Genomic DNA, 19,009 nt, shown 5'->3' with positions numbered 1-19,009 from the left:
TCGCCCACGGGGTGGGCTCCTACAAAAACGATGGCCCTTGGGTCATTCATCGCCCACGGGGTGGGCTCCTACAAAAAACGACGGCCCTTGGGTCATTCATCGCCCACGGGGTGGGCTCCTACAAAACGACGGCCCTTGGGTCATTCATCGCCCACGGGGTGGGCTCCTGCAAAACGACGGCCCTTGGGTCATTCATCGCCCACGGGGTGGGCTCCTGCAAAACGACGGCCCTCGGGTCATTCATCGCCCACGGGGTGGGCTCCTGCAAAAACGATGGCCCTTGGGTCATTCATCGCCCACGGGGTGGGCTCCTACAAAACGATGGCCCTTGGGGTACACCTTGTAGGAGCCCACCCCGTGGGCGATGGGTGGTGGTCTACTGGGTTTGATCGCAGCGAGAGCACCGCTCCCACAAGTGAGCGCTCATGCCCAACCCATCAGGCCAGCTCCATCAAGCCGTTCTTCAAACCTTCGCGCTCGGCCGCTCGTTCATGCGGTCGCGCCAGGCCTGCAAGGCGCTCATGCCTTCTTCTCCCGGCACAAACTTCATAAGGCCCCGCGCAAACTCCAGCGCGCAAAACGCGGTGATGTCGGCGATGGTGAAGCGCTCACCCGCGATCCAAGGCTGGCTTTGCAGGCGCTGGTCAAAACCCCGCGCCACATCGCGCACCTTCTCGGCCTGTGAACGGCCGAACTCCGGGAACTGCGGCTTCTCGAGCGCAGCCAAGCCCGGGTGGCTGTGGCGGATGGCATTGGCGATGCCGCCCAGCAAATACAACTCCACCTGCCGGTCGGCCATCTCGATGAAGCCGCGCTCGTCGCCGTCCACACCCATCAGGTTGGGCTCGGGAAAGCGACCTTCCAGCAAAGTGCAGATCGCGCGGGTCTCTGTGATCACGCGGCCATCGTCCAGCTCCAGCGCGGGCACTTTGGCCAGGGGGCTTTTGGCCAAATATTCAGGCTGACGGTGCTCACCACCGTTCAGGTCCATGTTGACCATCTCGATGCCGGTGATGTTTTTTTCGGCCAAGAACATCAGCACCCGGCGAGGGCTGGGGGCGCGGTGGGCGGTGTAGAGCTTCATGGCTTGTCCTTGTTGGGCATGTTCTGGTTTTGGCCCATCTCCACCATCTTGCGGGCCTCTTCAGAAAACTTCTTGGCGGCATCGTCGCCGTCTTTGGTCAGGTTGATGCGCGACGGCGGCGCTTCGATGCCGCGCAACACTGCAGGGCGCTGGCGAATCGCATCGAGCCAACGCTTGAGGTGCGGCAGGTCGTCCACCTCCACGCCCGACCAGCGGTGCGTGCGCACCCAAGCCCAGTTGGCGATGTCGGCAATCGAATAATCGCCTGCCAGGTACTCGTGGTCTTTCAGGTGGCTGTCGAGCACGGTGAACAGGCGCTTGCTCTCGCCTTGGTAGCGGTCGATCGCGGGCTGGATTTTTTCAGGGAAGTAGCGGAAGAACACATTGGCCTGTCCCATCATCGGCCCGATACCGCCCATCTGGAACATCAGCCACTGCAGCACACGCGAGCGGCCCTTGGCGTCGGTGGGCATGAGTTGGCCGGTTTTCTCGGCTAGGTAAATCAGGCAAGCGCCCGACTCGAACACCGCAAAGTCGTCGGCCTCGCGGTCCACGATGGCGGGGATGCGCCCGTTGGGGCAAATGGCCAAAAACTCAGGCTGCTTTTGCTCACCCTTGGACAGGTCCAACACCTTGAGCGTGTAGGTCAGCGCCAGCTCTTCGAGCGCGATGGAAACTTTGTGCCCGTTGGGCGTGGCGGCGGTGTAGAGGTCGATCATGGCTGCAGGCTATCAGCCGTGCACCAGCGCGTCTGGCGCACAGATGACAGCCAGTCACGCGGCGGACAGCGCAGAACATTCGCAGCCATTCCAATCAGGGCATGAACTTTGACATCCCTCCAGAAATTGCGGCACTGCGTGAGCGCACCCGCCAATTCATTGCCGAACAAGTGATCCCCTTAGAAGGCGACCCGCGCCATGGCGCGCACGGCCCGTCAGAGGACTTGCGCCAAGAGTTGATTGGCCGCGCACGCGCTGCGGGCTTACTCACTCCCCATGCCTCGGTCGACATGGGCGGTCTGGGCCTGAGCCACATCGCCAAAGCGGTGGTGTTTGAAGAAGCCGGTTACTCCAACCTGGGGCCCACCGCGCTCAACATCCATGCGCCCGACGAAGGCAACATCCACCTCATGGAAGAAGTGGCCACCCCGGCCCAAAAAGAACGCTGGCTGCGCCCCCAAGTGGCGGGCCTGACCCGCTCGTGCTTTGCCATGACCGAGCCAGACCCTGGTGCGGGCGCCGATCCGTCGATGCTCAAGACCACCGCCGTGCGCGATGGCGACGACTACCTGATCAACGGCGTCAAATGGTTCATCACAGGTGCCGAAGGGGCCCATTACGCCATCGTCATGGCGCGCATGGAAGATGGCACGGCCACCATGTTTTTGACCGACATGGACAAGCCCGGCATTCGGCTGGAACGCAGCATGGACGCGATGGACAACTGCTTCACCGGCGGCCACGGCGTGCTGCGTTTTGACAACTTACGCGTACCGGCCACCGACGTGCTGGGCGAAGTGGGCCAAGGCTTTCGCTATGCACAGGTGCGGCTGGCACCGGCGCGCCTGACGCACTGCATGCGCTGGCTGGGCCAGGCCCGCCGCGCACACGACATCGCCCTGGACTACGCCAGCCGCCGCCATGCCTTTGGCAAACCGCTGGCCGAACACGAAGGCGTGGGCTTCATGCTGGCCGATAACGACATCGACCTGCACACCGCGCGCCTGCACATCTGGCACACCGCCTGGCTGCTGGACCAAGGCCAAAAAGGCGGCTACGAATCGAGCCGCGCCAAAGTGGCCTGCTCGGAAGCCGAATGGCGCGTGGTGGACCGGTGTGTGCAAATTCTGGGCGGCCAAGGCATGACGGCCGAAACGCCCGTGATGCGCATCTTCATGGACATGCGCGCCTTCAGGGTCTACGACGGCCCCAGCGAAGTCCACCGCTGGAGCATGGCGCGCAAGCTGGTTTACAAGGCGCAGCAGGCGGCGCAGGCGTGAGCGCACTTGACGTACAAAAACGCTACTGATTTCTGAACTGCCTATGCGGCAGTGAACGCGATGCCGCCAGCAAACTGGCCGACCTGTTTTTTCTGAGCTGCCTATGCGGCAGTGAACGAAGAAGGCGCAGGCCTGGGCCAGCTGACCAATTTCTGAGCTGCCTATGCGGCAGTGAACATCATGCAAGACGACCCAAAGCAATCTCCCAATTTCTGAGCTGCCTATGCGGCAGTGAACTTGTCTGATTGGGGTTTGTGCTTGTAGCACTGTTTCTGAGCTGCCTATGCGGCAGTGAACATTGCAGAGGATGCAGACGAGGGCGCAGACGATTTCTGAGCTGCCTATGCGGCAGTGAACCAGTTTGCTGATCACGGCCGTGGTGTTTCCCTTTTCTGAGCTGCCTATGCGGCAGTGAACGCCGTGGCGCTGATGTGGCCGTGGTCGATGAATTTCTGAGCTGCCTATGCGGCAGTGAACGAACGACCGCCGCGCCTGTGGCCTGACCCGTGTTTCTGAGCTGCCTATGCGGCAGTGAACGCCGGTGGCGGTGGCATTGAATGTGGCTTGGCTTTCTGAGCTGCCTATGCGGCAGTGAACTTGGTGAGTGCGCGCAGCTCTGGCATCCACTGTTTCTGAGCTGCCTATGCGGCAGTGAACGGCGTGCTGGCACTGATCGGCCTTTGGGCCGTTTTCTGAGCTGCCTATGCGGCAGTGAACCGGGACTTGGCGCCCATCTGGCTGCCTGGTACTTTCTGAGCTGCCTATGCGGCAGTGAACAAGGCTTGGTTAAAAAAACGTGAGGCCGAGCTTTTCTGAGCTGCCTATGCGGCAGTGAACGTGGTGATGTGGTCGGCGCTGTAGGTCTTCTTTTTCTGAGCTGCCTATGCGGCAGTGAACGCAAGTGCAAGCAAGTGCTCAGGGGTGATTGCGTTTCTGAGCTGCCTATGCGGCAGTGAACGTCAAGATGGATAAATCTGTACGCCGCCGAATTTTCTGAGCTGCCTATGCGGCAGTGAACAAGGATGCGACGACACAGGGCCGCCTTATCCAATTTCTGAGCTGCCTATGCGGCAGTGAACCACACGATCCCGACGAAAGACCGCCTGGGCTTTTTCTGAGCTGCCTATGCGGCAGTGAACGGATTTTTGGGACTCCCTGAGCTTTCCAGTCTTTTCTGAGCTGCCTATGCGGCAGTGAACCTGTGCAGGCTTTGCCCTTGTCTTGTCTGTTTTTTCTGAGCTGCCTATGCGGCAGTGAACGACATTTTCAAGGGAGCATAGACCAAAACGACTTTCTGAGCTGCCTATGCGGCAGTGAACGTTTCTGGCCCCTGTGCCTTGCCCATCTTAATTTTCTGAGCTGCCTATGCGGCAGTGAACTATTACAAATACGTGGAGGACGGCAAAGTGCTTTTCTGAGCTGCCTATGCGGCAGTGAACGTCAATGACTTGCTGACGACCGGGGCTGGTGATTTCTGAGCTGCCTATGCGGCAGTGAACTGATTGCCCAGCAGCTGCAGTCTCTGAGCATTTTTCTGAGCTGCCTATGCGGCAGTGAACGGCTTCAGCTTGTCCACTGCACGTTGGTACATTTTCTGAGCTGCCTATGCGGCAGTGAACGACACGTACAACGGCAAGTCACGCATTCAGTTTTTCTGAGCTGCCTATGCGGCAGTGAACGATCAAATGGGCGCATTGGGGTTCTCCTTGATTTTCTGAGCTGCCTATGCGGCAGTGAACAAGCTGGGCATTGCCGACCTGGACACCATGTTTTTCTGAGCTGCCTATGCGGCAGTGAACGTAGCGGCTTCGATTCTTTGCCCTTTCTCCCTTTTCTGAGCTGCCTATGCGGCAGTGAACTAGCGCCCGAGCGCTGCACACGGAGCGATGCTTTTCTGAGCTGCCTATGCGGCAGTGAACCACAATGTCGCGGTAGCGCGCAATCTTGGCCATTTCTGAGCTGCCTATGCGGCAGTGAACTTACGCTTGTTCTTCGCGCTCGCAAGATCAACTTTCTGAGCTGCCTATGCGGCAGTGAACGCCAGCGATGGCGGCAGTGAATACAAGGCTTTTTTCTGAGCTGCCTATGCGGCAGTGAACGCAATCGGGTATTGCGGCTACCGCAACAACCTTTTCTGAGCTGCCTATGCGGCAGTGAACTAGCACGCTTGCAGGATTTGGGCGTGGGGCAATTTCTGAGCTGCCTATGCGGCAGTGAACTCCGGTAATGCTCAGGTGTACGGCGATGCTCATTTCTGAGCTGCCTATGCGGCAGTGAACGGTCCAGTTGGGCAGGGTGGCGTGTGCGTATTTTTCTGAGCTGCCTATGCGGCAGTGAACCTTGAATTGTTCGGGTTCAAAAATGCTGAGTTTTTCTGAGCTGCCTATGCGGCAGTGAACTGACCCGGTCAACCCGGCGGCAGGCTACCCCTTTTCTGAGCTGCCTATGCGGCAGTGAACGCCGCAGCTACGTTTGACTTCGACATCGAGCATTTCTGAGCTGCCTATGCGGCAGTGAACTTGTGGCCCTTGTGCCAGATCGCGTAAAGCTCTTTCTGAGCTGCCTATGCGGCAGTGAACGCGTGCTTATCAGTATGGCCAGCGTTTTTGTTTTTCTGAGCTGCCTATGCGGCAGTGAACGTGCTGGCCAAGCTGAACGCAGCGGCCAACGATTTCTGAGCTGCCTATGCGGCAGTGAACAGCACTCAATTATCCCCAACCCATTGTCAGACCTGAAGATTTGAACAAAAAGGGGCTCAGCACCCAAATTTTCGATCCCACTGTAAGTCCTTGATTTATATAGACTTGCAGCGGGGCCGAAAAAAAGGGTCAAAACCAAAGCACTGTGGTCTGCGGGCTCAAACCATACGCACCAAACTCGCCTGGCACGGCTGCGGCCTGTTCCGATCCCAAACGAATGAACAGCCGAAAAGTTTGACCCGTGCTTTGGCTGCGCAGGGTCAAAAATGGCAGGTTCAGCATTTCGGATGCGCTGTCAGGGATGCGCTCTTGGGCTTGCTCTTCCGTCAGGCCATGGCGGCGCATTTGGCGGCGACGCAAGCGCTCGGGGCTGCTTTTGGCTTGCACACGACTGACCACGCGATGCAGGGCATCGGTGGGCACGGCCAACACAGCGCCACACGCCACATGGTCGCGCATGCCGGTGAGCCAATCCGTGGTCAGCAGTGCGTGCAGCGCCTGACTTGTGCCGTGCAGGCGCAGCACCTGACCCAGGGCATAGCGTGGGTGCGCACCGGTGCGTGATGCACGCACGGGTGCGGCATCACCCACGTCCATTTGCGGAAAGCTCACCCCAATGTTGGTGCGTGCGCCTGCCGCCAGCGGTTTGTGCAGCTTGGTGAACAGCGCCGCCATGAGCATGGCGGGTGCAAATTCAGCATCGGGCTGGAGCTGAATATCGACGTAATGGTCCATGGCGCTCAGTCCTTTCCGGATTCACCAAACACGCCACCGCGAATCAGGTTGGCCATGACGTAGTGCTGCTGCTCCACGGCAGGCACTTGGTCTTTGATGACCCAGCCATCGAGCAAGGTGTAAAAGTCTTGCTTTTCTTTGGGCTGGCGATAGGCCTTGCCTTGCGAAGTGACCGAGCCATAGGGCTCAACGGCAATAGGACCCAAGCCGCCTTCGTCGGGATACCAAGTGTCCACCGTGCGAATGGCATTGCCGAGTTTTTGCGAGTGGATGGCGGCAGCACCTTCTTGCTTGGCGGTTTTGCCCACCACATAGAGGGTCTTGCTTTTCTGCCCAGCGGTGCTGGAGCCTTTGTCCAAGATCAATTCTTGCGAAGGGAACACCTCTTGCCCTGCGCCCACGCGGGCAAAGGCAGTCACTTCAAGCAACGCATATTGCTGGCCCGACAAGCCTTGCTCAATCACCTTGGCCAATGCGGCCACGTCGCTGGTGCTGGCCGCTGGGGCGTCAAAGTTGCGCATCGAAAAGTCAAGCGCGTTGAATGTCCAGGTGTTGACGGCTTGACCGTCTTGCAGATGGCGCACTTGCACTTCGACCATTTCTGCGCCTACGCGGTTGCGCCACAAGAAACGGCCATTGGCCAAATTGCTGGCGTAGCGTTGGGCCAGCGTGGCAAAGCCTGCGGTGCTGGCGTAGCTGTCCACCACGGTTTTGAGTTTTTGCTGGTAGGCCGCACTGTTGCAGGCCGATGGCACACCAGCGCCGCCCAACACGCGCACAGTAAAGCGCGCTTGCAAGGTGTCGGCTTCGGGCGGAAGGGTGGCAACGTCGACGGTTTGCAAGTTGGGTTTTTCAATCTCTGCGTCGAGTTTGGCCGGGTCCATGTCTTTGGTTTTGAGGCGGTTGGAGATCGTGCCGCGCACAGACTTTTCGCGCACAAGCACTGCCGGCCAAACTTTGGCGTTGCTGCGGTCGGCCCACAGGCCCGAAGAAAAAACGGCGTCAGACGGGTCGAGCTTGCGCTCGAAAGCCAGAACGGATGCGGTTTTGAGGTCAGCGGTGTTTTTGGTAGCCATGATGAAAATTCCTTGAATGTGAGTGTTTCGTTTAAACAGGGGTTGAAGTCGGCGTTGGGCTGGTCACAGCGGTGCCGTTGTGCGTGACATACAAACCTGCCTCGGGCTGGGCGTGGTGTCGCCAGAGCAGGTCATTCAGGTTTTTGATGCGGTGCGGACCCACCCATTCGCCCAACGACAGCACGCTTTCGACAAAACGAAACGGCGTGTCGTTGTCGCGGGCGTTTTTGACATCGCCCGGCGCATACAGCGGCGAGATGGCGGCATAGCCCACGGGCAACGGCACCAGCCAGCCTGGCTTGCGGCGCGACACGGTCCAATCTTTAGAGACAACGGCTGGGGCATTGACGTCCTCTACATCGGCAGCGTCACCACCCTCGCCTTTAGCGTTTTCTGCATCGGCGGTGATGAGCGTGGGTGGCGTGTGATGCAAAGCGCACAAGTCAAGCAAGGCATCCAAAGCTGTGGATTCGGCACGCACTTTTTGCATGGCGTTCACATGATCAGCCAGCAACTGGGCGCGGCTGACCAACACAAAGCCAGGGGCCAAGTGACGGCGCAGTTGCGCAAAGGCACTGGTTTGCCCTTCACGGTTGGTGGGCCAGTCGATCCACTGCGCTGGGTGCTTGCCACGCTGCGGGTTGTGCAAGATGCTGCCGCCCGCCAAGCGCATGCCTTCGGCCTGGTGCAAAACCTTGGCTGCCAGTGCCTTGCATTGCTCGTCATTCAATGGGCAGTCATCACCCGACACGGTGATGAGCAAGCTCACCTCCATGTGCGTGCGCCCTTCTTCGACGATGGCTTGTGTGTTGCCGTCTTTGTCCAAAGGGTTGCGCGTCAGGTTGAACACTTGCGTGTATCGCCCCGGTGGCTGAAAAGTTTGCGGCTCGAACTGGTGGCAGGCAATGCCCACGCTGCCAAAACGCAAATCCAGACCTTGGCTGTTCAAGCGGCGTTGCAGTGCATGCGCAAAACCGGTAAAGGCGCTGGGCGGCGGAAAGCCCCAGGTCAATGGGCTGCTGATGGCGTTGGCGTTTTGCACACGCAAGCGCGGCAACAACAAGACCGCTTCAAAGCGTTCGGGCTTCATGGCAGCACCTCCAAAAACGTGTGTTTCCATTCGACAAATTCGGCATCACCCATGCGGATTTTGTCGGTGCTGATGGTGGCATTGAGCCAGCGTGCAAAGTCCTCGGCCACTTTGTCGCGCCATTCGGTGGCCTCGGGTGCCGCCAATGCGCTGTCAGCAGCGCCTATGGCTTCAGCTTGCGTTTCATGGGCTGCTTGCGCGGCTTCCAGCGCATCGCCATCAAGCCATTGCTTTTGCGACCAAGACAGCTTGCAAGCGGGGTCGGCGCTCCAACCTCCGTTCAGGCATTGCAGCTCGGTGGCGATGTCAAGCACGCGGTCGATGATGGCTTGCACCAACTCGGCTCGCTTATCGCGGATGTGCACGTTGTTATCCACATCGGCCACGCTTTCCAAAAATGGCCTGAGCGCCTTGGCAATCAAGTACACCGTTCGGTCACGCCCAATGACGGCTCGCTTGTCAAACACCGAAGTCACCCGCAGCGGCGGCTGCGTGCCTTGGTCTTTCCAGACCGGAGGCACGCTGGCGAGCAGGTAGTTGGCCCCACCGCGTTCGCTGTTGAGCTGGCTGACGCCTTGTGGATTGCTTCCACCCAGTTTACGTACCGCCATTCCGGGGTAGTCGCAATAGCCGTGGGCGTGCGGCTCCTTGGCGCGACGCGCTGTTCGGGCCGCTTTGGCCGCATCCGAAAAACGCGCTTCTTGCAAATGGGTGTGCACGCCATGAACCAATGCGGTGGGAAACAGCGGGGCCAACAGTTGGTAACTGTCATCGGTCAGCGGAAAGTACAACTGCTTGGCCAGGGTATTGCTGGCGGGGCCACCCTTACCCGCCAGAATGCCGACAAACGCCTGCGCCCATTGGCTGGCTTGTTCTGCATCGTCGCTCAAAGCTTGCAACGCAGCGCCGTCATACTGAGTCAGCAGCGAAAGCAAGCTCTGCCCCTTGTGCGGGCGTTTTAGCAATCGGAATACATCCAGTGCAGCGGCATTGCCCGTTACATCGTCGTTGCGCTGTTTCCCTAATGAATGCGTTCCCACCAAATACGGATCGGAACAGATGAAGGCATCCACATACAGATTGGTGCCACGCGCAGAAGGATGAATTCCCTTTAGTAAGTGACTGGCAGCCTGAATCCAATCTACCCGCTTGGCCGCATCAGCCAACCAGGTTTCACGCACATGCGCTTGCTGCAAGCTCAATCGCTGCGCCTGCACCTCGTCGTCATCGCCTTTGAGCTTGTCCAGCTTGAGCTGCAACCGCTCTTGAATGAACCCATCCACCAAGCCGCGCAATGCTGCGACTTCTTGGGGGTCCGGAATTTGAGTCACCATGAAAGCTCCCTTTTTGAATTGATTTGGTTGACTGACTCTTGAAACTGAAATTTGATTTGTTGGATCAACCCTCCATGGTTTTCAGCAAGTTTTCCGCGACATCCCAAGGTAGTCGCCTGCCTTGTTCTTGCATGGCCTTGTAGGCAACGCGGGCCACGGTGGCGGTGATGCATTGCTTGCGCACCATCTCGGTCACCAGCCAGATCGTGCCTTTGACTTCCACCCGTTCTGTTTCGGCCGCACTGCGCAAAGCCGCATCGCCCGTGAGCAAAGGGCATTGCTCTTGTTCTGCCAAGGCCAATGCAAACAAGTCGTTGCGGCTGGGGCGCTTGTATTTTTGGCTCAGGGCCTGCACGCGGGCCACGCCTTCGGCTGGCAGGCTTTTCACAATCAAGCCCATGTCACGCCAATGGGCATGGTGCTCGGCCAGTTCTTCGTAATAGAGCACATCGGGCACCGCAAATTGGTAACCCAGGCTGAACATGGGGGCCAGCAGGCCGCCCACTTCCACATCGATCAGGATGTTGGCGTCACTGATGAACGCCAGCATGGGCTTGCTCCACAGTGGCGTCCATTTGACGGATGCGGTGGAACTGGGTGAGCGGCATGTTGAGCAACTCGGCCGCTTTGGATTCGCCGATGTAGTCTTCCGCGAGCGCATGAAACACCAGTTGCTCAAAGTGATGGGCTTTCTCGGCGGGGTAAGCAGGGCCTGGTTCTGTCAAGTGCCAGCCTTTGGCTTTGAAGAGGTCGGCCTGCGTTTGGCGGTAAGCGGCGCTGACAATGCCCAGATCGCGTGCCCGGTAAAGAATGCCGCCCATGGACAGACCATATTCGGCCTTGAGCAGCGCCAGCTCTTGCAGCTCAATGGCGTTACGGTGCGTGCCCAGCTCTTGCAAAACAGCGCACCGGGGAAACAGAAATGCACCGGCAAAGCGGTTGCACACCAGCTCGGCATCCAGTGACGCACCGATTCGCTCAGATAGCAGCAAGTGCGCCAGCTCGTGCGCGAGCGTGAAGCGCTGACGGTCACCGGGCCAATGCCGCCCCACCACCACAACAGGCACACCACCGGCATGCGCCGCCAGTCCGTCAAAGTGTTTGTCACCATCGTCTTCAGTAATGAAGACGCGAATGCCCTGGTTTTCCAGGGTGCCGATCAGGTCAGGAATGGGGTTCATGCCCAGCTGCCACGCGTTGCGCACTTGCTCGGCAACCGCTTCGATGTGCGCCATGTCGGTGACCGTGGGCAAGTCAAGCGGGATGGCAAAGGCTTGGGGAGGCTGCGGAAAGAGCGCTTCCAATTCCATGCGCCGCTCGATCTGGTCGATCACGGCATGGGTGATGGCGTTCAGGCGTTTTTTGGGCAAGGCGCTGTGTTTGCGGTATTCCAGCCCGTCGAGCACCACGGTTTGGGGCCGAAAGAAGTAGGCCACGCGAACATTCAGGGCCTGCGACAACTTGAGCAACATGTCGCTGGGTGGGGTGGTTTCACCGTCTTCGTATTTTTTGATGGCAGCGTGCGATACGCCTACGCGCTCAGCCACTTCGCGCAAAGACAGTCCGGTGGCTTTGCGGGCCTGTTGAAGTCGGGTGTGGAGCATGTCGGGCTTTCTTGGGGTGAACTGGGGCTTGGCTCAGCAGGGTTTACATTCTATGGAGATTTTTTATATTTTGTAAACCCACAAGACCTTTTTGGCAGCTCACTCTTGCGCTCTTCGACGAAATCCCAGCATGGGGTGCCATGCCCAGACTTGGGTACCCTCGCCCTTAGGCAAGCCCAAAGCCCCAAACCGCCTTGCCAATGGATCGACGCCCTGGGCTTTGGTTTCTGCCAACTCGGTCAATTCGGTCATGTAAGGACGCACCGCCCAAGCGCTGATGGCCGGGTTCTCGGGAAGGGCCAAAGGCGCAAACAAGTTGTCGTAGTTTTGTTTGCGCTGTTCGTCATCCAGCGTGCAAAACTCAAAGCCGTCTTCGTCTTCGGTAGGCAGCAAAACAAATTCCACATGGCCTTGCGGGTCGTGCCTGAAGGGTTTGCTGCGTTGCTCCACCCCGGTCAAATGGCTCAAGGTTTGCCACCAGCGGCGCACGGTCAACTCTTCATCCACCTCGTCGTCTGGCTGGTCTTCGGGGGCGAGCGTTTCCATCACACCGCCCAGGCGGGCGTGTTCCAGATCGGTCAAGCGCTGGTCGGCTTGCAGGGGGCTGTGTTGGGTGATTCGGGATGTGGCGTCCAGCTGTTGCCATTCTGGGTCGCGCAGCAGGTCGTTGAGCGCGTGAGCCGCCAACGGATGGCCTGCAGTTTCAAAGCCAGGCCGTGTGAAGGCGGCACCGCCCGGGTTTTCCAAGGCCTTGAGGTTGTGCGACAACAGAGCGATATTGGGCACTTGCACAGCACCACTGCGGTGGCGGCGCACGCGGCCAGCCAGCTGGATGATGCTGCGCATGGACGAGGGCTCGACCACGGCCCAGTCATAGTCGTGGTCGCGCCCGACTTCGGCCACGGCGGTGGCCAGCGCCACAAACAGGTGATCGGCTTCTGGGTGGGCGTCAATGGCTGCGCGTATGGCGGACTTGCGCAATTGGGCCATTGGGTCTTTGTCTTGACCATGGCGTTGTAGCACTTGGTCGATGGTGTGCTCCAAGCCCGAGCGAACCAAAAGTGGGTGGCGCGAGTGGTACACGCACAAATGGATGCGCACACCCTCGGGCATGGGCATGTCGTGCAAAGCCATGGCCACGTCAATCAGCGGGTCGATGTTGGCCATGCGGACCAAGCCAAAGCTCACGCGTTGGCCGCTGGGCTGTCCTGGGGAGGTTTGATCAACCGTGTGGTTTTGCGGGTGGCGGTGCAAATCCAAAGCGGCTTTCAAAATCACTTGGGCGTATTCCCGGCGAATCTGTAGCGTGCTGGTGGCCTGGATGTTCACCGGCACGATGTGCGCTTGTCGGCGTTGATCGGTGCGGTGTTGTGCCGCCAGGTGTGCAACGCGCTTATGCACAAAGGCACTGTGGCTTTGCAAGTAGCTGTTTTCGTCGGCATGTTCACTGTGGGCGGCACCGTTTTCATCAAACCACGCGCAGCACACCGAAACGGCCAGCCCCGGTTGGCCCCGGTTTTTTTGAAAACTTTGCCGACCCGCCAGATAGGCGGCAAACAAGCCTTGAATCAAGGCAGGTGGCAACGTTGCAGAGGACAGCAACACACGACTGCCCATCAAACCCGCCCAATGCACCAGGCGCGTGAGCGCATACAGGTCTTCGATGCCAAAGTCATCGGGCTCGTCCAGCACCAAATCAGAAGTGAGCAAGCGCAGCATGGGCACGATGTGGTGCCCGCCGCGTGTGGCTTCGCACGCGGGCATGAGGTGGTCAACCGTGCAGACCAACACGGGGGCGTGCAGAAGTTGTTGCGCGGCTTGTTTTTGAGGATCGCTGCCACCCAGGTATTCGCTCAAGGGGCCGGGATGGAGCGTGTTGTCATATTGCACCTGGGTGTTGCTGGGCACCAAGTCATGCGCTGATTCGCTGCCTGCACTTTCCAGGGTGTTTTCTGTTGCATTGGCTGCCGCGCTTTGCTTTTTGTTGTGCTCATGCAGTGCGCGCACGGCGCCACCACCCACCATCACAGCCAATTCGTCTGAGCCCAAGCCCATGCGCACACGCAGAGCATCGCCAGTTTGCAAGGTGAGGGTGCGCAAGCCCAAAGCCACCGTGAAGCGTGCACCTTTTTGCGGGTGCGCCAAGGCGTACATGATGCGGGCATTGGCCAGTGTTTTGCCGCAACCCGTCGAGGCCATGTTGACGCCGAAGAAACCCTGCTTTTCGCTACTGACTTGCAAGGCAGTGGCCAAGTCGAAGGCTTTGTCTTGCCACGCGAATCTGGCACTGCCACTGCGTTGCTTGAAAGCGCGGTGGTTGTGAATGCGGGGCAAGCTGGCATCGAGTTGGGGCAGGCTGAGTGCGATGCTGTGCGCACCCTTTTCAACACCAATCAAGTGTTCGTCTAGGCGCTGCTTCAAGGGACTGCCCTCTTTCTTGCGGTCGGTGTTGGCGTAGGCCTTGTAAGTGGCATCACCCAGCTTGCGGTCACCTTCGATGCTGGAGAAATGGTGATCCGCCAGGATGAGTGTGAGACGAGCCATGTGCATGGCATGCGGGTTGTCTTTGAACCATTTATTGTCTTTGTTCATCAGACTGGATCGCTCCAGCATGCGCAGGGCCAAGGTCGCAGCGCGTTTGCGCCACTTTTCGCTGTGATGCGGCAATTGGGCGGTAAAGGTCCAGCAGCCCATCAAGGCTTTTTGATGGGCTTTCGGATCGTCGTCTTCACTGACTTGGATTCGACTACCGCACCAACTGGCTTCCAAGCTGAGATCAATTTTTTCAAGTCGCTTTAACTTAAAGCCCACCAGATCTTTGGGCTTCAAGTCAGGTGTCGGCAAGCGATGGTGGCTCACGACGAGCCAACCAATCGCTTGCGCCAATGGCGACAAACCTTCAAGCGGTGCATGAGAGCCAGGACTGACACCATCAGAAAAGAGATTGACGAACCATTGCTGATTGACAGCATTTCCGCCATCGACCAATCGTTGCAACCACACAGCATCTGGGTCTTTGCCTACAAATGCCTGAAACAAGCGCAATGACACCCATTCGTGCCGATAAGGGTCGGCCAATTTGCCTTGGCCTCTGAGCTTGGCCTGAAACGTGTCATTGGCCTTGCCAAAGTCATGAAACAGCGCCGCCATGGCCGCCAACAAGCGGATGTCGTGGGCGGTGTGCCAGTCGTGTTCGTCGTCTTGTCGCAAGATGTTCCGTTCGGTCATGTTGGTGGGTGTGGCCCCGTTGGCGTTGAACTGTTTGGCATCACCGACGACCCAGAGCAACTCGCTGTGGTTTTGGCCGCGTATCCAGTGGCAAGCCACGGCGGTGTTTTTTCGAGCTGTTTTGCGGAGCAACATGCGCAAGGTGTCCAAGCCCTGCTGGGTGATGGGCGTTTGCCAAGTGCGGTCGCCTCGCCGCTCGGCAAACTGGTCCAGAATGCGGCGCGTTTCTGTCAATGCCCGCTTGGTGCATTGACTCACCAACAAAATATTCATGGTGCAAGCCTGCCGATGGTGACCGCAATGTCTTTGAGCTGGTCGATCATGAAATCCAGCGCCTCAGTCTGCGTGAGCTGCTCGATGCAGGCGCGGCGAAAGGCTGCTTCGTCATCGCCACGCATGGCAGACACAAAGGCCTGTGGCAGGATGTGCGCGTCTTTTACCAAGTCCGCTACATCAAACACCAAACCACCTCGGCGTGTTTTGCCATGCAGCACGGCCAAGCCGTGGGGCAAGCCCAAAACCCAGGTCGCGCTGGCGGCCAATCCATACGCCAGGTAATTGCCGTGGTCCAAAAATCGGTTGGCTGGGTCGGTGCCGCCGCCGCGTTTGGAGCGTGTGAATTCGCCGTAACCCATCGCATTCACAGCCATCTTGTAAAGCTGCTTGGTCAAGTGCGCTTCAGCAGCCAAGAGGTGGTTGGTGTCAGCGGCGGCGTCAACACTGTGCTGCGCGGCGTCCAATGCCGCACCCAAAACGGCAGGATCAACCAGAAAACCTGCCTCGCGCAACGGTCGGGCGCTACCCCAGTGCTGACGGATGCGCGCCAGGCGAATGGTTTGCAGCGTTTTGGCAGCTTGCAACCGCAACGCATCGTCAAACCAAAAGCGCACCCAGTGTTGCAAATATTCGGTGGGTCGGTATTCGCTTTGCGGTGAGAACCAAGCGACTTCGACATCCATTTCATTGGCACTGAACAGCGGCGTACCCCCGCCTCCGCAAAACCCGACCAGCACGCCCGCCTTGGCCAATTCGCGCATGGCCGCTTGCGTGACCGATGTGCCGTTGCCCAACAGCACTGTGGTCGTATTCGCAATGGGAATGTTCCAGTACAACGAGCGCTTGCCCTCGTCGGTCACAAACTCCACTCGACCGCCATTGCACAAGACGCGGCAGTATTCCAAGTAGTACAAGTTCGCGCGCTTGGATATCAGGATTGATTTGAGATCGCCAGACGCTATCGATGGCTTCATATAAATTATTTATGAAATACTTATTATCAAATAAACACGCAACCAACTGCCATGAGCCACCGCAGAACTCAACAGCACACCCCCGACATTGACAACCCTACCTGGACCAAAAAAGACTTTGTCCAAGCACAGCCTGCGCGTGAGGTGCTGGCCAGCATCTTCAGCCCAGCGAGCACAGACGCTTTACTGACACCACGCGGTCGCCCCAAGGCAGATGCGACGAAGGTGCGGGTCGGCATTCGGCTGTCACCCGAAGTGCTGGATCATTTCAAAGCCAGCGGCGATGGCTGGCAAACACGCATTGACGCTGCGCTGCGTCAATTCATTGCGGAGCACCCCGGCACAAGGTGACCGTCTGTGCGCCGTTTTAAATCAAGCCTGCAAGACCACGTATGCCGCTGCAATGTTCGCGTGAAACGCCTGCGGCAGTCGCGACCACAAATGCACGTCCACCAGCATGGGCAAGTCGCTGGCTTGCAAGGCATCTTTCAGCTGATCCCAGCCTTGTACGTCTTGGCTCAAATTTGCGGGGTTTCGCAGCACCAAGTCCAGGTCGCTGCCTTCGTGGGCATTGCCGTTAACGCGGCTGCCATAGGCCCACACTTGTGCATGGGGGGTGTGCAAGGCCAGCAGTGCTTGCAGCTTCTGACGATGGCGCTCGGACAAGTCGAGCGCAGCCAGCTCAAGCGCTGGCATCAAACACCTTTTGCAGTGCAGCGGCCAAGACGCGCACATCTTGCAAGTAGGCAGGCAAGAGCTGCAAGGTGTCGTTGGCAAAGCCTGCACCGTAGTCATGCGCGGTGCTGTTGCGATTGGCCCGATAGGCCAGCCAACGCTCTACCTCGGCGCTGCTCAATACACCGTGCTTACCCGCATGGCGCAACACATCGTTGAACACCAAGGCGTCTACGGTGCGGGGCGATGCCTCAAAGGCTTTGAGCGCTTTTCGCAGCAACTTGCCTGCGGTTTCCAACGACAGCTCGAAGCTCTTGATGGCGGCGTTGCGGTACAGGTCAAACAACACGCCATCTGTGGCTTCGGGGTGTTGTTTGACCCCCAATATGGCTTGCTCCAGCGTGTCACACCTTCTGTTGAGTTGTTGCACGTCCAGCGCCATGTTTTTGCTCCTGTAGAGCCTGCGACTGTCAGCGCTTGGCCGCTTCCAGCGTATCCCGCGTTTGCATGGCCACCTTGCGGGCAGCCGCGGCAAAGTCATCACCGCTCGATGCATAAAGCACCGCACGCGATGAGTTGACGATGATGGGGCCGGCGCTGGAGCCATCGGGGTTGGCGCGCCAGCCGGCCTTGACGGTGGCCACGGCGTCGCCGCCTTGTGCGCCCACGCCGGGGATCAGCAGGGGCACGGTGGGGGCCAATGCGCGCACGCGTTCGATCTCGGCCGGGTAGGTCGCACCGACCACCAGACCCAGCTGGCCGTTCAGGTTCCAGGGACCTTGGGCCAGTTTGGCGACGTGCTCGTACAGCAATGGCTGGCCTTCCACAGACGCGAGGCGTTGGTTTTGCAGGTCGTCACCGCCGGGGTTAGAGGTGCGGCACAGCAAGAACGCGCCTTTGCCGTGGTACTTCAAATACGGGGCCACCGAGTCCCAGCCCATGAAGGGCGACAGGGTCACGGCGTCGGCGCCGTAGCGCTCGAAGGCTTCGATGGCGTATTGCTCGGCGGTCGATCCGATGTCGCCACGCTTGGCGTCCAAGATGATCGGCACATGGGGTGCCACGCGGCGCATGTGCTCCATCAGGCGCTCGAGCTGGCCTTCGGCGCGGTGGGCGGCAAAGTAGGCAATTTGGGGTTTGAAGCTGTTCACCAGATCGGCGGTGGCATCGACGATGGATGCGCAAAAATCGTAGATCTTGTTCGAATCGCCCTTGATGCGGTCCGGGAACTTGGTGGGCTCAGGGTCCAAGCCCACACAAAGCATGGAGCCGTTTTGGCGCTCGGCGGTGCGCAACATGTCAAGGAAGGTCATGTGCCCATTTTAAAGGCGAGGGCTAAGATGCCGGTCATGCACAAACTCACACCACGTCAATGGACTGTTCTGGTCCTGCTCACCCTCGTTTGGGGCGTCAACTGGCCGATCATGAAAATCGGCGTCACCGGATTTCCGCCGCTGACCTTTCGGACCATTTGCATGTGGCTGGGCACGCCGGTGTTGGGCTTGGTGCTGCTGGCCCAGGGCGTGCCGTTTCGCATCGAGCGCAAGCATTGGCGCGAGCTGCTAACCCTGGCCACTTTCAACATGTTTTTCTGGCACGGGCTGATCATCGTGGCGGTGCAGTCTTTGTCCAGCGGGCGGGCGGCGATTTTGGGTTACACCATGCCCATGTTTTCTGCGGTGCTGGGCGCGCTGGTGTTTGGCGATCGGCTGGCCAAGCGGGCTTGGGGCGGGGTGGCGGCGGCATCGCTGGGGGTGGTTTTGCTGCTGTGGCACGAGATCTCCAACCTGAGCGGCAAGCCCTTGGGCGTGTTGCTGGCTTTGGGCGCGGCCAGCACCTGGGCGCTGGGCACACAGCTGCTGCGGCGCACCAAAATGCCGGTGCCCACGCTGACGATTTCGTTTTGGATGGCAGCCCTGACCACGGTGGTGATGACGGCATTGGCCTTGTTGCTCGAGCGCGATCAATGGCATGCGCCGTCCGATGCGACTTGGGGCGCCATCGCTTTCAATGCCTTGCTGGTGTTCGGCTTTGCGCAAGCGGCCTGGTTCTACCTGGCGCGCAGCCTGCCGCCCGTGGCCTCCACGCTCAGCGTGATGCTGATCCCGGTGCTGGGGGTCTTCAGCGGCGCGGTGCTGCTGGGCGAGGTGCTGCACTGGCAAGACTGGGCCGCCGTGGGTTTGATGATGGTGTCGATCGCGGCGGTGCTGTGGCCGCAAAAAACCGCTGCTTGAA

The 19,009-nt window shown here is 59.1% G+C and carries 16 protein-coding genes and 1 CRISPR repeat array; of the genes, 3 read left to right on the top strand and 13 right to left on the bottom strand.

What is annotated here, in order from left to right:
- Positions 1-463 precede the first annotated feature (463 nt).
- Both B9Z52_RS14060 and B9Z52_RS14055 read right to left on the bottom strand, forming a co-directional pair.
- The gene (locus B9Z52_RS14060; RefSeq protein ID WP_108414485.1) at positions 464-1,084 is read right to left on the bottom strand and encodes a glutathione S-transferase family protein; all 621 of its coding nucleotides are present in this window, start codon (positions 1,082-1,084) and stop codon (positions 464-466) included.
- Positions 1,081-1,803, bottom strand: coding sequence for a glutathione S-transferase family protein (locus B9Z52_RS14055; protein WP_108414484.1), 723 nt, complete (start codon positions 1,801-1,803; stop codon positions 1,081-1,083). The genes B9Z52_RS14060 and B9Z52_RS14055 overlap by 4 nt, the downstream gene beginning before the upstream one ends.
- Positions 1,804-1,904: 101 nt before the next feature.
- Here B9Z52_RS14055 and B9Z52_RS14050 point away from each other — a divergent pair, with 101 nt between their 5' ends.
- Entirely contained in the window at positions 1,905-3,083 is a 1,179-nt protein-coding gene (locus B9Z52_RS14050; RefSeq protein WP_108414483.1) for an acyl-CoA dehydrogenase family protein, read from the top strand.
- Positions 3,084-3,112: 29 nt separating this feature from the next.
- Positions 3,113-5,782: direct repeats of the CRISPR family, unit length 28 nt; unit sequence TTTCTGAGCTGCCTATGCGGCAGTGAAC.
- 129 nt (positions 5,783-5,911) lie between these two features.
- Here B9Z52_RS14050 and cas6f read toward each other — a convergent pair.
- From cas6f to cas1f, 8 genes are all read right to left on the bottom strand, one after another.
- Complete coding sequence (cas6f, locus tag B9Z52_RS14045) at positions 5,912-6,517, bottom strand: type I-F CRISPR-associated endoribonuclease Cas6/Csy4 (protein ID WP_108414482.1); 606 nt, start codon at positions 6,515-6,517, stop codon at positions 5,912-5,914.
- 5 nt (positions 6,518-6,522) lie between these two features.
- Positions 6,523-7,593: a type I-F CRISPR-associated protein Csy3 gene (csy3, locus tag B9Z52_RS14040; RefSeq protein WP_108414481.1), complete on the bottom strand. Its 1,071-nt coding sequence runs from the start codon at positions 7,591-7,593 to the stop codon at positions 6,523-6,525.
- A 31-nt stretch (positions 7,594-7,624) separates the two neighbouring features.
- On the bottom strand, positions 7,625-8,683 hold the full coding sequence (gene csy2, locus B9Z52_RS14035) for a type I-F CRISPR-associated protein Csy2 (RefSeq protein WP_108414480.1): 1,059 nt from the start codon (positions 8,681-8,683) through the stop codon (positions 7,625-7,627).
- Complete coding sequence (gene csy1 / locus B9Z52_RS14030) at positions 8,680-10,017, bottom strand: type I-F CRISPR-associated protein Csy1 (protein WP_108414479.1); 1,338 nt, start codon at positions 10,015-10,017, stop codon at positions 8,680-8,682. The genes csy2 and csy1 overlap by 4 nt, the downstream gene beginning before the upstream one ends.
- Positions 10,018-10,081: 64 nt before the next feature.
- On the bottom strand, positions 10,082-10,567 hold the full coding sequence (locus tag B9Z52_RS14025; protein ID WP_108414478.1) for a PIN domain-containing protein: 486 nt from the start codon (positions 10,565-10,567) through the stop codon (positions 10,082-10,084).
- A complete protein-coding gene (locus tag B9Z52_RS14020; protein WP_108414477.1) occupies positions 10,548-11,621 on the bottom strand; it encodes an ImmA/IrrE family metallo-endopeptidase in 1,074 nt (357 codons plus the stop codon). Before B9Z52_RS14020 ends, B9Z52_RS14025 begins: the two co-directional genes overlap by 20 nt.
- Before the next feature lie 99 nt (positions 11,622-11,720).
- Positions 11,721-15,122, bottom strand: coding sequence for a type I-F CRISPR-associated helicase Cas3f (gene cas3f, locus B9Z52_RS14015; RefSeq protein WP_108414476.1), 3,402 nt, complete (start codon positions 15,120-15,122; stop codon positions 11,721-11,723).
- Positions 15,119-16,099 carry a type I-F CRISPR-associated endonuclease Cas1f gene (cas1f, locus tag B9Z52_RS14010; protein ID WP_108414475.1) on the bottom strand — a complete coding sequence of 327 codons (981 nt, stop codon included), beginning with the start codon at positions 16,097-16,099 and terminating at the stop codon, positions 15,119-15,121. Before cas1f ends, cas3f begins: the two co-directional genes overlap by 4 nt.
- 51 nt (positions 16,100-16,150) lie before the next feature.
- Between cas1f and B9Z52_RS14005 the strand changes: the two genes are divergently transcribed.
- Positions 16,151-16,450 (top strand): BrnA antitoxin family protein, encoded by a 300-nt coding sequence (locus tag B9Z52_RS14005; protein ID WP_108414474.1) that lies wholly within the window; start codon positions 16,151-16,153, stop codon positions 16,448-16,450.
- 21 nt (positions 16,451-16,471) lie between these two features.
- Here B9Z52_RS14005 and B9Z52_RS14000 read toward each other — a convergent pair whose 3' ends face one another.
- The 3 genes from B9Z52_RS14000 to pyrF are packed head-to-tail and all read right to left on the bottom strand — an operon-like array spanning position 16,472 to position 18,087.
- Complete coding sequence (locus B9Z52_RS14000; protein ID WP_108414473.1) at positions 16,472-16,795, bottom strand: nucleotidyltransferase family protein; 324 nt, start codon at positions 16,793-16,795, stop codon at positions 16,472-16,474.
- Entirely contained in the window at positions 16,782-17,216 is a 435-nt protein-coding gene (locus B9Z52_RS13995) for a nucleotidyltransferase substrate binding protein (protein WP_108414472.1), read from the bottom strand. Before B9Z52_RS13995 ends, B9Z52_RS14000 begins: the two co-directional genes overlap by 14 nt.
- Positions 17,217-17,244: 28 nt before the next feature.
- The gene (pyrF, locus tag B9Z52_RS13990; RefSeq protein WP_199222106.1) at positions 17,245-18,087 is read right to left on the bottom strand and encodes an orotidine-5'-phosphate decarboxylase; all 843 of its coding nucleotides are present in this window, start codon (positions 18,085-18,087) and stop codon (positions 17,245-17,247) included.
- 36 nt (positions 18,088-18,123) lie between these two features.
- Between pyrF and B9Z52_RS13985 the strand changes: the two genes are divergently transcribed.
- Positions 18,124-19,008, top strand: a complete 885-nt coding sequence (locus tag B9Z52_RS13985; protein ID WP_108414560.1) for a DMT family transporter — start codon at positions 18,124-18,126, stop codon at positions 19,006-19,008.
- Position 19,009: the final 1 nt, after the last annotated feature.

It is taken from the genome of Limnohabitans sp. Jir72, assembly GCF_003063575.1.
Classification (GTDB): domain Bacteria; phylum Pseudomonadota; class Gammaproteobacteria; order Burkholderiales; family Burkholderiaceae_C; genus Limnohabitans_A.
Note: the sequence above shows the minus strand (reverse complement) of the source record. Positions and strands in the feature narration are given on the sequence as shown.

Bases quoted from the DNA above. Each gene is read 5' to 3' on its own strand.
- B9Z52_RS14060 (WP_108414485.1), bottom strand. From the start codon at position 1,084: ATGAAGCTCTACACCGCCCACCGCGCCCCCAGCCCTCGCCGGGTGCTG.
- B9Z52_RS14055 (WP_108414484.1), bottom strand. From the start codon at position 1,803: ATGATCGACCTCTACACCGCCGCCACGCCCAACGGGCACAAAGTTTCC.
- B9Z52_RS14050 (WP_108414483.1), top strand. From the start codon at position 1,905: ATGAACTTTGACATCCCTCCAGAAATTGCGGCACTGCGTGAGCGCACC.
- cas6f (WP_108414482.1), bottom strand. From the start codon at position 6,517: ATGGACCATTACGTCGATATTCAGCTCCAGCCCGATGCTGAATTTGCA.
- csy3 (WP_108414481.1), bottom strand. From the start codon at position 7,593: ATGGCTACCAAAAACACCGCTGACCTCAAAACCGCATCCGTTCTGGCT.
- csy2 (WP_108414480.1), bottom strand. From the start codon at position 8,683: ATGAAGCCCGAACGCTTTGAAGCGGTCTTGTTGTTGCCGCGCTTGCGT.
- csy1 (WP_108414479.1), bottom strand. From the start codon at position 10,017: ATGGTGACTCAAATTCCGGACCCCCAAGAAGTCGCAGCATTGCGCGGC.
- B9Z52_RS14025 (WP_108414478.1), bottom strand. From the start codon at position 10,567: ATGCTGGCGTTCATCAGTGACGCCAACATCCTGATCGATGTGGAAGTG.
- B9Z52_RS14020 (WP_108414477.1), bottom strand. From the start codon at position 11,621: ATGCTCCACACCCGACTTCAACAGGCCCGCAAAGCCACCGGACTGTCT.
- cas3f (WP_108414476.1), bottom strand. From the start codon at position 15,122: ATGAATATTTTGTTGGTGAGTCAATGCACCAAGCGGGCATTGACAGAA.
- cas1f (WP_108414475.1), bottom strand. From the start codon at position 16,099: ATGAAGCCATCGATAGCGTCTGGCGATCTCAAATCAATCCTGATATCC.
- B9Z52_RS14005 (WP_108414474.1), top strand. From the start codon at position 16,151: ATGAGCCACCGCAGAACTCAACAGCACACCCCCGACATTGACAACCCT.
- B9Z52_RS14000 (WP_108414473.1), bottom strand. From the start codon at position 16,795: ATGCCAGCGCTTGAGCTGGCTGCGCTCGACTTGTCCGAGCGCCATCGT.
- B9Z52_RS13995 (WP_108414472.1), bottom strand. From the start codon at position 17,216: ATGGCGCTGGACGTGCAACAACTCAACAGAAGGTGTGACACGCTGGAG.
- pyrF (WP_199222106.1), bottom strand. From the start codon at position 18,087: ATGACCTTCCTTGACATGTTGCGCACCGCCGAGCGCCAAAACGGCTCC.
- B9Z52_RS13985 (WP_108414560.1), top strand. From the start codon at position 18,124: ATGCACAAACTCACACCACGTCAATGGACTGTTCTGGTCCTGCTCACC.